The 13,252-nt window shown below is 38.2% G+C and carries 12 protein-coding genes; 7 read left to right on the top strand and 5 right to left on the bottom strand.

Annotation, left to right across the window (positions count from 1 at the left end; translation table 11 throughout):
- Nucleotides 1–44: 44 nt before the first annotated feature.
- Nucleotides 45–1,139 carry a magnesium/cobalt transporter CorA gene (gene corA, locus B9Y87_RS07735; protein ID WP_085497820.1) on the top strand — a complete coding sequence of 365 codons (1,095 nt, stop codon included), beginning with the start codon at nucleotides 45–47 and terminating at the stop codon, nucleotides 1,137–1,139.
- 22 nt (nucleotides 1,140–1,161) lie between these two features.
- Here the strand turns inward: corA and cysM are convergent, their stop codons facing one another.
- Nucleotides 1,162–2,046 carry a cysteine synthase CysM gene (gene cysM / locus B9Y87_RS07730; protein ID WP_085497819.1) on the bottom strand — a complete coding sequence of 295 codons (885 nt, stop codon included), beginning with the start codon at nucleotides 2,044–2,046 and terminating at the stop codon, nucleotides 1,162–1,164.
- A complete protein-coding gene (gene epsC / locus B9Y87_RS07725) occupies nucleotides 2,036–2,830 on the bottom strand; it encodes a serine O-acetyltransferase EpsC (protein ID WP_085497817.1) in 795 nt (264 codons plus the stop codon). Before epsC ends, cysM begins: the two co-directional genes overlap by 11 nt.
- Nucleotides 2,831–2,920: 90 nt before the next feature.
- Here epsC and B9Y87_RS07720 point away from each other — a divergent pair, with 90 nt between their 5' ends.
- On the top strand, nucleotides 2,921–3,610 hold the full coding sequence (locus B9Y87_RS07720) for a DUF2461 domain-containing protein (RefSeq protein WP_085497815.1): 690 nt from the start codon (nucleotides 2,921–2,923) through the stop codon (nucleotides 3,608–3,610).
- A gap of 5 nt (nucleotides 3,611–3,615) precedes the next feature.
- On the opposite strand, the gene B9Y87_RS07715 is transcribed toward B9Y87_RS07720, so the two are convergent.
- The gene (locus B9Y87_RS07715; RefSeq protein WP_085497813.1) at nucleotides 3,616–4,029 is read right to left on the bottom strand and encodes a glyoxalase; all 414 of its coding nucleotides are present in this window, start codon (nucleotides 4,027–4,029) and stop codon (nucleotides 3,616–3,618) included.
- 361 nt (nucleotides 4,030–4,390) lie between these two features.
- On the opposite strand from B9Y87_RS07715, the gene B9Y87_RS07710 reads away from it, so the two are divergent.
- Nucleotides 4,391–4,786, top strand: a complete 396-nt coding sequence (locus B9Y87_RS07710; protein WP_085497812.1) for an acyl-CoA thioesterase — start codon at nucleotides 4,391–4,393, stop codon at nucleotides 4,784–4,786.
- On the opposite strand, the gene B9Y87_RS07705 is transcribed toward B9Y87_RS07710, so the two are convergent.
- A complete protein-coding gene (locus tag B9Y87_RS07705; RefSeq protein WP_085497810.1) occupies nucleotides 4,783–6,072 on the bottom strand; it encodes a dipeptidase in 1,290 nt (429 codons plus the stop codon). The two genes, B9Y87_RS07710 and B9Y87_RS07705, sit on opposite strands and share 4 nt — an antisense overlap.
- 127 nt (nucleotides 6,073–6,199) lie before the next feature.
- Between B9Y87_RS07705 and B9Y87_RS07700 the strand changes: the two genes are divergently transcribed.
- Both B9Y87_RS07700 and B9Y87_RS07695 read left to right on the top strand, forming a co-directional pair.
- Nucleotides 6,200–7,582 carry a histidine kinase dimerization/phospho-acceptor domain-containing protein gene (locus B9Y87_RS07700; protein WP_085497808.1) on the top strand — a complete coding sequence of 461 codons (1,383 nt, stop codon included), beginning with the start codon at nucleotides 6,200–6,202 and terminating at the stop codon, nucleotides 7,580–7,582.
- A 230-nt stretch (nucleotides 7,583–7,812) separates the two neighbouring features.
- A complete protein-coding gene (locus B9Y87_RS07695; RefSeq protein WP_139827190.1) occupies nucleotides 7,813–9,423 on the top strand; it encodes a hypothetical protein in 1,611 nt (536 codons plus the stop codon).
- Nucleotides 9,424–9,939: 516 nt separating this feature from the next.
- On the opposite strand, the gene B9Y87_RS07690 is transcribed toward B9Y87_RS07695, so the two are convergent.
- Nucleotides 9,940–10,803 carry a sigma-70 family RNA polymerase sigma factor gene (locus B9Y87_RS07690; protein ID WP_072861377.1) on the bottom strand — a complete coding sequence of 288 codons (864 nt, stop codon included), beginning with the start codon at nucleotides 10,801–10,803 and terminating at the stop codon, nucleotides 9,940–9,942.
- A 219-nt stretch (nucleotides 10,804–11,022) separates the two neighbouring features.
- On the opposite strand from B9Y87_RS07690, the gene B9Y87_RS07685 reads away from it, so the two are divergent.
- Together B9Y87_RS07685 and B9Y87_RS07680 are read left to right on the top strand one after the other, a co-directional pair.
- Complete coding sequence (locus B9Y87_RS07685) at nucleotides 11,023–11,532, top strand: DUF6155 family protein (RefSeq protein ID WP_085497805.1); 510 nt, start codon at nucleotides 11,023–11,025, stop codon at nucleotides 11,530–11,532.
- A 193-nt stretch (nucleotides 11,533–11,725) separates the two neighbouring features.
- Nucleotides 11,726–13,237, top strand: coding sequence for a DEAD/DEAH box helicase (locus B9Y87_RS07680; protein ID WP_085497803.1), 1,512 nt, complete (start codon nucleotides 11,726–11,728; stop codon nucleotides 13,235–13,237).
- Nucleotides 13,238–13,252: the final 15 nt, after the last annotated feature.

Raw genomic sequence — 13,252 nt, 5'->3', positions numbered from 1 at the left:
CTAGAACAAATAGCAAACAGTATCTTAAAATAAGATTGCAACCTATGTCCAAAAAAAAACCTACCCACAAAAAAGCTTCCACAAGACACATTAAGACCGGTAAGTCTCCAGGTACAGTTACCTATTTGGGAAGTAGGGAAGGGGCCAAGAGCGTTGTTAACATCATGGAATACAATGAGCAGGACATTAACGAATCTACAATTGATGTCTATGCACCGTCCAATTTCAATAAAATTATCGACCACATAAAATCTCCATCCATCTCATGGATAAATATTATCGGTATAAGCGATGAGAAGTTTATTGAAAATTTGGGAAACGGCTTCTCTCTTAACCCATTATCCACAGAAGATGCCGTAAATACACATCAACGCCCAAAAATAGACGAATACGACAACTATATTTTTGGAACCTTCAAAATGCTCTATTTGGATGGGAACAATGCCTTGGTGGCAGAACATGTAGCCATTGTATTAATGGAAAATATGGTACTAGTTTTACAGGAAATGCCGGATGATGTTTTTAAGAGCGTTAGGGAAAGGGCCAGGACAAAAACTGGAAGAATAAGAACCAAAAAGGCCGATTATTTGTTTTTTGCCTTGTTGGACGCCATTATTGATAATTATTTTGTGGTTTTGGAGAACGTCAACCAAAAAATAGACCTTTTGGAAGAAGAAGTATACGATAACCCAAGGCCCAATACGGCCCATGCTATTCAAGAATTAAAAAAGGAAATTCTCAAAATTAGAAGGTTTATTTATCCGGTAAAGGAGTTGATAAGTAAACTTATAGATTCAGAACATGTCCTAATTAGCGATGACACCAAGATTTTTCTCAGAGACACCATGGATCATTGCACGGAAATTAATGATAGCCTTAACATATTAAGGGAAATGTCCATGAGCCTCATGGAAATGTATATGAGCAACATAAGTAATAAAATGAACGAGGTAATGAAGGTACTGACCATTATGGCCACTATTTTCATCCCCCTTACCTTTATTGTTGGGGTATATGGTATGAATTTCGACTATATCCCGGAACTGCATTATCAAAATGGATACTTCTATGTTTGGGGGCTCATGATAGCCATTTTTATAGGCCTCCTATTTTATTTCAAAAAGAAGGGGTGGCTATAATTCTGTGCCATACGGTTCATCATTAATCGAACAGATCCGAGGAAAGATAGCGGTCGCCACGGTCGCATACAATGGAAACGATGATGCCCTCGTCCAAACTTTGGGCCAATTTCATAGCGGCAGCGGCAGCGCCACCACTACTCATTCCAGCAAAAATACCTTCCTCCTTTGCCAATCGCTTGGCCATATCCCTAGCTTCCTGCTCGGTAACCTCCATAACGGAGTCCACTTTCTTGGGATTAAAAATTTTTGGGAGATATTCTATGGGCCATTTGCGAATACCGGGAATTTTAGCCTCATCGGCGGGTTGCACCCCAACAATTTGAACCCTGGAATTTTTTTCCTTCAAAAAGGTGGATGTCCCCATGATAGTTCCTGTGGTTCCCATAGACGACACAAAATGGGTAATTTTCCCTTGGGTATCCCTCCATATTTCCGGACCGGTACTTTTGTAATGTGCCTTCCAGTTATCATCATTGGAAAACTGGTTGATCATGATATAACCTTCCTCTTTCACTTTTAGTTCTGCATAGTCTCTTGCGCCTTCAATTCCCACATCAGCAGGGGTAAGGGTTACCTTGGCGCCATAGGCCCTCATGGTCTGCACTCTTTCCTTGGTGGAATTTTCGGGCATAACCAATTCTATATCCAATCCATAAATTCCGGCTATCATGGCCAGGGCTATACCGGTATTTCCACTGGTAGCCTCTATCAATTTGGAGTTTACATCAAAATCGCCCCTTTCCAAACCGCCTTTTATCATATTAAGGGCGGCTCGATCCTTTACGCTTCCTCCGGGATTATTTCCCTCCAACTTAAAAAAAAGTTTAACCTTGGGATTGGTATTGATTGCTTTTGATATTACCAAGGGAGTGTTCCCTATAATATCCAAAATACTATGAGACATGCGGTAAGGTTTTTATTTTAATAATTGGAGAATGATAAACGGTGGAATTGGCGGGCACAGACTCTGTTATCCAGGCATTCCCACCAATTATGGAATTTTCCCCAATTACCGTATCCCCTCCTAGGATAGTGGCATTGGCGTATATGGTAACATTGTTTTCAATGGTAGGGTGACGCTTTGTTTTTTGCAGTTTTTTGGCAACATACAAAGCTCCCAAAGTTACCCCTTGATAGATTTTTACATTATTCTTAATTATCGCTGTTTCACCAATAACCACACCGGTGGCATGATCTATAAAAAAGGAATTTCCTATCCGAGCGCCCGGATTAATGTCCACCCCCGTCTGTCTATGCGCATATTCCGTCATCAATCTTGGAACTAGGGGGAAACCATCTATATAAAGTTCATGGGCAAGCCTGTAAATAGCGATGGCATAAAAACCGGGATAGGCCATATACACCTCTTCAATAGATAAGGAGGCAGGATCGCAATTTACAATGGCCTCGGCATCCAAATTTAATTTTTCGAGAATTTGCGGAAGGCGCACCACAAAATTTGCCCACACCCTTTGGCAGGGTTTGTCTACCTGCCAACAGGCCAAATTAACCAAGGCATCAAATTCCTTTTCCAATAGATCCAAGTTTTCATCAACCGGAGTATCTATATCAAACAGGGTATAAAACAAACGATTGGTAAACGATTCAGTCCTTTCCTTGAGTTCGAACCTCAGGTTAGGCTGATTTTTGTGTTCCTTAATATTCTTTATTATAGATGCCTTATCCATTTGCACTTTTGATTATACATTCAAAATTAACCATTATTTCAAAATCAGCTTATGCTAAATTAGTTAACTTTAGCACAAAGATAATGTGTTATGAGTCGTATACAACAGCCGCTAATTACGAAAGATGTATTTCAATTTTTGGAAAACCTAAAAAAAAATAACTCTAGGGAATGGTTCGCTGAGCACAAAACTGAATTCAAGGAGCTGGAAGCAGGGGTAAAGGGTTTTTATACCGCCTTGATGAATAAATTGAAAGCACATGATGATATTGAAAAATTAAAAATGTTTAGAATCTACAGGGACATTCGATTCTCTAAAGATAAAACCCCTTATAAAACCCATTTTGCGGGGTCTTTTTCCAGAGCTGGACAACGATTACGTGGAGGCTACTATTTACGGTTGAAACCTAATGAAACCTTTATTGCCACTGGGTTTTGGGAACCCAACAAAGAGGACCTCTTCAGAATTAGGAAGGAATTTGAAACCGATGCCTCTGAAATACGTGCCATCATGGATAAGAAAAGTTTCAAGGAGATATGGGGAGAAATGCAGGGCGACGAATTAAAAACGGCTCCCTCAGGATTTGATAAGGATCACCCCAATATTGATTTGATCAAAAGAAAACAATTCATTTTTGTCAAGAATTTTTCCGACAAGGAAGTAATGTCCCCAAATTTCCTAACGAATGTGGACCTTGCTTTTCAAGAAATACGCCCTTATTTTGATCTTATGAGCGACATACTTACCACCAATCTTAATGGGGAATCGCTTTTGGATTAAGAGTGCTATACCGCCTGAAGCGAAGCTTTCTCAAAAAATTGTACCTGATCTTTAAGGCGTTCAATGACCATTTGCATCATGCGTTTATTTAAAGAGGATGAATTAAGTATATATAACCCATACTCCTCTGTAGTAAATTGACCTATAATGATGCCTTTAAGGGAATTTCTAAACTTAATATCCTTCTGGATCGCATTTTCTATAAACATCAGACGTTTGTTCACCCCAAGTTCATAAAAACTATTTTTATGTTTAGTGATGTAATTCTGGAAGACTAAAAGTAACAAGGAGTTTTGCATTTTAATTACAGGACGCAAGGTTTGGTTTTGAAACCTCTCATCACTGCTCATAATTTCCGTTACTTTGGCTGAAGGGATTATAGGACGAATTTCCAAAAGACTATGGGACCTATCGCTCATATCATTGGTGTTTTTATAAAGGTAGGAATTAGGGTTTATCGTATTTTGGCAATTCCATTTAGTTTTTAACTAGGTTATGAACATTGTTTCTTTTATTTAGGAACAATGCCTATTATTGTTAGGGCAGCAAAACGTTTACAGTAAAATCCTATAAAATGGACTCCGTAGTATTATAGGAATAATCTTACATATTTTATACGCATTAATTATAGGAATCTAATGATTATTGCCCCCATTAATTCCCAAATTGTACAAAAAAGTAAGGTGCAATTTAGATTTATCCAAATCGGTCTACATTTCTCCCCGAAGTGTGTTATAGGGCAAATTTCTTTGCTAATTTTGCAGTAAAATTTTAGATACTATGAGATTTCATACAAGAAAATGGGTGAAACCAGAAGATTTAAATGCCAATGGTACCCTATTTGGAGGTAAGTTACTTGCCTGGATAGATGAGGAAGCCGCACTATATAGTATTATACAATTGGAAAACAAAAGGGTAGTTACCAAATATATGTCCGAAATAAATTTCATGAGCACAGCATTAAAAGGTGACATTGTTGAAATAGGTATAGATGTGGTAAAATTTGGAAAGACCTCCTTGACCCTTAACTGTGAGGTTCGGAACAAAATGACCAGGGAAACTATTGTTACCGTGGACAATATTATCATGGTAAATCTAGGTGCGGACGGTAAACCCAAACCACATGGAAAAACCAAAATTGAATTTGTAAGGGACCGTTTGGCTTCGGAAGCTTAATTTTTGGTATACGTTTTCGCCACTTCCTGAACCTTATCCAATACCCGTAGTAAATTGCCTCCCCAAAGTTGGGCAATTTCTTCTTCGGAATAACCTCTTTTAACTAGCTCCAAGGTAACGTTAGGAGTTTCGGATGCATCTGTCCATCCTTCAATGCCTCCTCCGCCATCAAAGTCGGAACTGATACCCACGTGATCTATGCCAATTAAATCTACCATATAATCTATGTGATCAACAAAATCGGACACACCCACGCCCTGTGGCAGATCTGTACGTTTGGCAACCTTGGCCTTTGCCATGGCCACTACTTTGGAATAATTCCCTATGAAGGTATTTTTCTTTGCTTCTGAAAGATCGGCAAGCTCGTCAAAGGAATACCAATCTATCCCTAAGGAATCGGCAACCTCTTCATAGAAGCCTTTCAAGAAGGCTGCATGGGCCTCATGTTTTTTGGTATTCAGATAAGAGCTAAAGGCTACGGTTTGGACTACGCCACCATTTTCCTTCATAAGCAACAGTTGTTCGTCATCCAAATTTCGACTATGGTCGCACAACGCCCTTGCCGAGGAATGGGAAGCAATAATTGGAGCTTTTGATAAGGCTATCATCTGCTTCATGGATTCTTTGGAAACATGGGATACATCTATCATTATCCCCAACCTATTCATTTCCATTACGGCCATTTTACCGAGCTCGCTGAGTCCGTTGTGCAACCATACGCCATCGGCCTCACCTGTATTGGAGTCGCAAAACTGACTATGCCCGTTGTGCGAGAGGGAAATATACCTAGCCCCTAAATTGTAATAATTTTCAAATTCCGAAATGTCTTCTCCTATTGGATAGGCATTTTCAACCCCTATCATGGCCACTTTTTTACCAGAACCTGCAATACGGTGGACATCCTTGGAGGTATAGGCCAGAGCTATCTCTTCCGGGGCTATTTCCTCGCACAATCTGTGAATGGCATTAAACTTTGCCATGGCATTGTCCTTGGCTTTCGCATACCCTTCTTCGGTTAAGTCGCCCTGACCGGTATAGACTATTAGCCAAGGAACATCCAAACCTCCACTTTTAAGTTTTGGGAGATTAACCTGATTGTCCAATTTCTGGGTATAATTTAGAGTATCGGTAAAATTGGCCACATTAATATCTATATGGGTATCTATAGTGATCACCTCCTTGTGAATTCGTGCCGCTTTTTCTTCGACCGACTCCGCCAATTTTTCTTGTTTTTCCTTACAGGCCATAATCGACAAAAGACATATAAATCCGATAAAATGCTTCATACTTATAGGGTTTGATACATACAAATAACGGCATTTGACAACATAAAATGAAGCTTAGATAACATTTAATTGTAAACCGTACTTTAAAAGGTGAGTTTTAGACTTTCAGAACCCAAACTATTACAAATTGAAATCCGACAACCTACTATCCCATCTGACAAATCTTGAAGGTCAATTGAATCATTTCTCATTTGAGGAATTAACCTCCGAGGAAGCATCCCTATTAAAAAAATCCTTTATGACCTTTAAATATCGGCTGGAGGAAAAAGTGTTGGGTCCAAAACCCAAAATTTCCGGTACTGAGGCAATCAACAAGAATTTTGAATCGGCCATGGGGTATAAAGAAGTGGCAAATTCAACAAGGAATAGGCCAAACAGGGAAGATGACAGGTTAATCGAAAAAGTAGGGGATGAAATTAGGACCCCTATTAACGGAATTATAGCTTCTGTAGATCTATTAAAAGAAGGCAACATAACCGAAGAACAATTAGTGCAACTTAATTCGATAACCACCGCTTCCAAACACCTGGTAGATATTGTTAATGAGCTATTGGATTATACCAAGCTTACTTCGGGAAAGGAAAAGTTTGAAAATATCGAATTTAACTTTCACAGTATTATTAGGGATACCACGTATCTCTGCAATACCCTAATAACCAAGAAAAACGTCACCTTGGAGGTAGATTTGGATACGGAAATACCCGAAATACTTTTGGGAGATCCATCCAAGTTGTCCCAAATTCTGCTAACCCTCTTGGGCAATTCCATAAAACTTATTGATGAAGGAAGTGTCCTTCTGAAAATTAAATTGCGAAAGCAACACGGAAATTGCTCAGTACTGGATTTTGAAATTAGGGATGTCCGTACCGAAACATTAAAACAAGACCTAAAGCACCATGAATCAAATAAAATTGCGGATTCCAAATTGAATGGTTTAGGAATTGGCTATGCTGTGGTAAGGCGAATATTGGAGATTTTAAAGGGATCCATAGCAACCATGGCCACCTTGGATGATGGTTGTACTTATAAGTTCACTATCCCCTATAAAAAGGGCAAACAGAACAAAATGTATCATTACAAAAAAGGTATAGGCTCCAAACCTCTTGTTGCATATAGAGAAGATCTTTCCCCAATTTCAGAAAATAAGGAATCATGGGAGGTAAATTTAACCTATTTACTGGAAGAGTGCATGGGTGAAATAGACCTATTGGAAGAGCTGATCGGCTTATTTAAGCAAAATATGCTGGATTTTATCGGTAGGGCCAATGTCTATATCCCCGAAGGCAACTTTAACCGCTTGGGGTTTGCTGCCCACAAGGTTAAATCGGGACTTTCCATGATGAGGGCCAATCATCTTTATTCTCTTGTAGATCAAATTACGATAGGCTGTAAAACCCATAGGAACCTACCGGAAATAGGACGGTTATATGATCAATTACTATTGGCATACCCCATGGTAGAAAATGCCATTGATAGGGAACTGATGTTCCTTAAAGGAAAAGCAAAATAAATATCCAATTAAACATAAAGTAAGAATTAGTGAATATTCCTCAAATACATACCAACTTGTTATGGGATTTAACAGCCTTGTTCTTGCTTTTATCCATTGGATATTTGACCATCCTATTCCTTTTAAAAAACAACACATTGCTAAGGTGGAGGAACCATAGGGAAGAAAAAAGGAAACATCTAAGGGGAATTATCTGTGAGCTTTTACTATACGAGCAAGGAAGGCTAAAAATGGCAGAGAGAGAACTCATAGAGCTTAAAGTGGAATTATGGAAGTTTCTAAGACACTCTGGAAATAAACGCATCATATCCAAAATTTTAATTGAGATGAACCACGATCTGGATGAAGGGGCAAAGCATATAATCCAAAGACTTTCCGAAGAATTCGGCCTGCGGATAGCTGCTTTCGAAAACCTTGAAAATTGGGATATTGGTACTGACGGAAATAATACAGAACACATTGATACAATTGGTAATGTTGCCAATTTTCCAGATAAAGAATCAATAATTGAAGCGCCTAAAATGAATCAACCATTGAATAGCAATACCAATAATCTGAATGCCAATACCGATTTGCCCAAAGGGGAAGAGCTAGATATTAGCTTCGTTCCTTTGGTAATAAATTATGAGGATTTGAAAGACGAAGGTAGTACGGAAGTACAGGAAGCTGTAATGATTAACAACGATTTGGAATTCTTAACGGAATGCCTCGGTAAGGAAAGTTTTGAAAGAAACCCTTATGAGGCCATATATGGGGAAATTTATGGAGAGAATTTAATTCACCCCACTGGCAAATCATATAGAGAGGATACTTCATTTTTAAATATAGATTTCTTGCCTTGGATAAGGGAAATCGAAGAAGAAAAAGAGGAACCTATCACTAACATTAATGACCTAGAAGTGGAATATGAGGTGGTTTTGGACCCACACTTAAAAAAACAGATCAGTGATATATTAAAGTCGCATGTAGAGGAACAAAACACAATACTTGCCAAAGACGGGGAAGACAATATGTTGGATCTGGGAGAAATGCACCTTCCTGCGGCAAAATTCTACACAGATTGGGAATTTAAAAAGGTGAAGTTACTACATTCCATAGCAGAGATGGGAGACATACGGGAGGTGCCCCTATTAAATGAAATGTTGGATGAGGAAGAAAACGACTCCATAGCCAATCTCATTAAGGAAATAATTTTCAGGTTCCTCTCGGAGTACCCCATGGATATTGATGAGGAGGAGGATAACAACAACCTTGTGGATTTTGGGGAACATTATGTGTTTAACCATTTAATGAACTCATTGGATAGGGAATCTCAACTGTTATTGTTACAGGAGATGCAGCAAATAGGGGATTTAAGTGATCTATATTTTTTGGAAACCCTACACAGCCATTCGGACAAAGCCATAAGGGAAAAGGCAAAATCGGTCTCTTTACATCTCGAATCCAAAAGGCAGAACAACCCTTCAAGCAATATGGAAAACCCTACCACCCAAGGGCAAAATCAAAAAAAGGATAAAGGACCCTCAAAATTGCATTTAGACCCTCTATTTACTTTTGAAACTGCAAAATCCGGCTTTGTTTCCACAACTTTATCCAATTATGAGATCCAGAAAAACAATAATGCATCATCATTGGATTCCTCTGCTACATCAATAGATGACGGGGAGGACACCTTAGGATGCAACGACTTGTTCAACATCGATTTTGATATTACCACCTCAGAAAATATTACGTTCTACAAAAGTAGTTGCCATAATGGGGATGATAATTTGGAGGAATTGGAAGAGCTAAGATTCCTAGACCAGTTAAAAGACTTGACCAATAAAATTTTTAAGAAATAAAAGGTTTTATACTATAGGAATAGCCCTGGTACCCTCAGTAGCAGTAATCGGATAATTAGTATAGAAAAGAATAAAACTTAATGAACTGTACATTTTACAACTAAAAACCACTTATACACAACATTTAATTGGTGACAAATGAGATAATAAATATGTTTACCATATAATTATTGACCCAAACAATAATAACCTAAATCAAGTCTTACTATGTTATATGACACCTACGGAGAGGAATACCTAGCATTCCTACAAGATTTAAATGAAATTTTGAGTTTAAACGAATTGGCTGAGTTGGACTATATGTAGTTCGGCCCAGAATTCAGAATCTAAAAAACCCCTATTTAAAATGGCAAAACAAAATCCAGACAACGCGGCTTATTTAAACTTCATTGAAGATTTAAATGAAATCCTAATCGATTTCAATATTAGTAAATTAAGTTATTCTTAAACCTATAACCTTAGAAACAAAGAGGCCGAATAAATGCTATTTTATTCGGCCTCTTTGTTTTGGGTAATTTATCCCAAATAGGTTTTGAGCAATTTACTTCTGGAATTGTGACGGAGCTTTCTAATGGCTTTTTCCCTTATCTGTCTCACACGTTCCCTGGTAAGATCAAATGTAAGTCCTATCTCCGCCAAGGTCATGGATTGCTGGTCTCCAATACCATAATACAATTTAACAACATCTGCCTCCCTTTGGGAAAGCGTGTCCAGGGCTCTATTGATCTCCGTATTTAAGGACTGCTGTAAAAGCACCCTGTCCGGTCTTGGGGATTCCCCTGAGCGAAGTACATCGTAAAGATTGGAGTTTTCCCCTTCCTTCAAAGGGGCATCCATAGAAACGTGTCTTCCTGAATTTTTCAAGGATTGCTTTACTTCACTAACGGACATTTCCAATTCTTTGGCTATTTCCTCTGGTGATGGTGGCCTTTGATGGGCCTGCTCCAAATAGGAAAATGTTTTTTTAATTTTATTTATGGACCCAATCTTGTTCAGCGGTAATCGCACAACCCTGGATTGTTCGGCCAACGCCTGAAGAATAGCTTGGCGTATCCACCAAACTGCGTACGATATAAATTTAAAACCTCTTGTTTCATCAAAACGTTTGGCCGCTTTAACCAAACCTACGTTTCCTTCATTGATTAAATCAGGCAGCTTTAAGCCTTGATTTTGATATTGTTTGGCAACAGAAACCACAAATCTTAAATTGGCAGTCGTAAGTTTTTCCAAGGCAATTTGATCTCCGTCCCTAATTTTTTGAGCCAATTCAACCTCTTCATTAGCGGTGATCAACTCTATTTTACTGATATCTTGCAGATATTTGTCTAGTGATTTTGATTCCCTATTCGTAACCTGCTTGATAATCTTTAGTTGCCTCATATATTTTTTATTTGGATTTTGAAGTGTTAATCTCTCATTATACCTTTTTTTTATGTCTTTTCCAAGGGAAGCGGCATTACTTATACATAATTTATGAGAAGTTTATGATATTCCTTGTCCAATCCAATTATTAAAATGCTAATTTACCTTCTTGTGCTATTTTTAGATTTTTATATATCAAATTGCAGTTTTTAAGTTCAAATTGAATTAATAGGAAGAATGAGTAAAAGGGCATTGGTAAAATATTTGTCGGAATTAAAAAAAACGGAACTGGAAGAGCAATTGATTGATCTATATCACAGATTTCCGGTAGTGAAGGAATATTACGATTTTGTTTTCAACCCAAAGGAAGATAAGCTGTTGCAGGAGGCAAAAATAAAGATATCCAATGAATACTTTCCCTTAAAAAGAAAAAGGGCCAAAGCCAGAAGGTCCGTTGCCCAAAAATATATAAAGCACTTTGTTAAATTGGGAGTAGACCCCCACTTAACGGCAGATCTAATGTTGTACAACCTAGAAGTGGCACAATCTTTTTCCCTAGAGAAAAATGTCCCGGAGGCTTTTTATAAAAGTATGGGCAACTCATTTAATGACTTGGTCCAATATGTTTCCTTAAATGCCCTATTAAGCGATTTTAAGGATAGAATTATTGCCTGTTATATTTTTGCCCAGGATCATCATTGGCCCAACAGGGAGGGATTCTCAAAGTCCTTGGACATCATAGACTAATCACAGATTAGCAGTTTTTTCAACTGTTTAGAGCAGTTTTTAGATCGACCGTCCAAGGGGTTCGCTAATTTATATGTACCAAAAGGATAATTCCAATTTCATGTTTTTGCCTCATTAATTTGAAACCGGCCCAAAAAACTCTTAATTTTGTAAGGTTTGATTTTTCTTAATTTTAAAAAATTTCATTTCCCGTTTGGAGCTACCTAAAGAAAGTACAGAAAAAACCCTTTATGATTATCAAGAGGAAGACCTGAACAACATTTTTAAGTGTTTGGAGGAATCCCCGGACGATATGAACCTTTTATACCAATTGCCCACGGGCGGAGGTAAAACGGTTGTTTTCTCGGAAATTGCGAAAAGATATATTCATAAAACCAATAAAAAGGTAGTAGTTCTTACCCATAGAATTGAATTGAGCAGCCAAACCTCCAAAATGTTAAAGGGATTTGGGGTTAAAAATAAAATTATCAACAGCGAGGTAAAGGAGCTACAGGACCAAGACCAATACATGTGCTTCGTGGCCATGGTGGAAACCCTTAACAATAGACTTCAGGATGACAAGGTGAAGATCAATGATATAGGACTGGTCATTATTGATGAAGCACATTACAATTCCTTTAGAAAATTATTCAAATATTTTAAAAAGTCCATCATCCTTGGGGTTACCGCAACGCCTTTAAGCTCCAACATAAAACTTCCCATGAAGGACCACTATCAAAAATTGATCGTGGGAGAATCCATATCATCGCTAATAGAAAAGAAATTTTTGGCCAAGGCCAATATGTACAATTACGACGTAAGCCTTAAAAGTTTAAAGCTGGGCATTAGTGGCGACTATACGGTAAAATCATCGGACGAACTTTATGGCAACCAGAACATGCTTACCAAATTGGTAAATGCCTATGAAGAGATAGCCAAAGGAACCAAAACCCTTATTTTCAACAACGGGATCAATACTTCCTTGTATGTTTTGGACACCTTTAAAAAGGCAGGGTACAACATTCGGCATTTAGACAATAAGAATAGTGCTTCCGAGCGTAAGGAAATTTTAAAATGGTTTTCAAAAACCCCTGATGCCATACTCACCTCGGTCAGCATATTGACCACAGGATTTGATGAACCCACTGTAGAGACCATTATTTTGAATAGGGCCACCAAATCCTTGACCCTTTATTTTCAAATGATTGGTAGGGGCTCCAGGATATTGCCAAATAAAAATGAGTTTACCGTGGTGGACCTTGGGAACAATGTGGCCCGCTTCGGTCTTTGGAACGCTCCCATAGATTGGCAGGAAATATTCCATTTCCCGGATTTCTTTCTGGAAAGTATAAAAAATGATGAAGAAATAGAGCGCGACTTTGTGTACGAGATGCCAGATGACCTTAAAGCGCTATTCAGTAAGTCCAAAAATATCGAATTTGACATAAAAGCGGAATACAAGAAAGTATTTGCCAAGGGGCTTAAATCCAAAACCGTACTGGAGAACAGTATTGAACAGCACGCCACCATATGCGTAGAAAATAGTGAGGATGTATTTGATGCCCGTATTCTGGCCAAGAAATTAAAGGAAGAGATCGCCTATAGGGTGCGCCAATATTCCTATTGCATTATGAACAATACCAAAAACTACAAGGAATGGTTGGAGGAGGATTATGAACGTAAACTACGTTCCAAAATTTCCCAGAAATTCGCCAAGCGCTTATAGAACAAATGTTCCCGC

Source organism: Arenibacter troitsensis (genome assembly GCF_900177645.1).
Classification (GTDB): Bacteria; Bacteroidota; Bacteroidia; order Flavobacteriales; family Flavobacteriaceae; genus Arenibacter; species Arenibacter troitsensis.
This window is presented reverse-complemented; position numbering and strand designations above follow the sequence as displayed.

Bases quoted from the DNA above. Each gene is read 5' to 3' on its own strand.
- B9Y87_RS07715 (WP_085497813.1), bottom strand. From the start codon at position 4,029: ATGAGCGATAGGTCCCATAGTCTTTTGGAAATTCGTCCTATAATCCCT.
- B9Y87_RS07720 (WP_085497815.1), top strand. From the start codon at position 2,921: ATGAGTCGTATACAACAGCCGCTAATTACGAAAGATGTATTTCAATTT.
- epsC (WP_085497817.1), bottom strand. From the start codon at position 2,830: ATGGATAAGGCATCTATAATAAAGAATATTAAGGAACACAAAAATCAG.
- corA (WP_085497820.1), top strand. From the start codon at position 45: ATGTCCAAAAAAAAACCTACCCACAAAAAAGCTTCCACAAGACACATT.
- B9Y87_RS07695 (WP_139827190.1), top strand. From the start codon at position 7,813: ATGGCAGAGAGAGAACTCATAGAGCTTAAAGTGGAATTATGGAAGTTT.
- cysM (WP_085497819.1), bottom strand. From the start codon at position 2,046: ATGTCTCATAGTATTTTGGATATTATAGGGAACACTCCCTTGGTAATA.
- B9Y87_RS07685 (WP_085497805.1), top strand. From the start codon at position 11,023: ATGAGTAAAAGGGCATTGGTAAAATATTTGTCGGAATTAAAAAAAACG.
- B9Y87_RS07710 (WP_085497812.1), top strand. From the start codon at position 4,391: ATGAGATTTCATACAAGAAAATGGGTGAAACCAGAAGATTTAAATGCC.
- B9Y87_RS07690 (WP_072861377.1), bottom strand. From the start codon at position 10,803: ATGAGGCAACTAAAGATTATCAAGCAGGTTACGAATAGGGAATCAAAA.
- B9Y87_RS07705 (WP_085497810.1), bottom strand. From the start codon at position 6,072: ATGAAGCATTTTATCGGATTTATATGTCTTTTGTCGATTATGGCCTGT.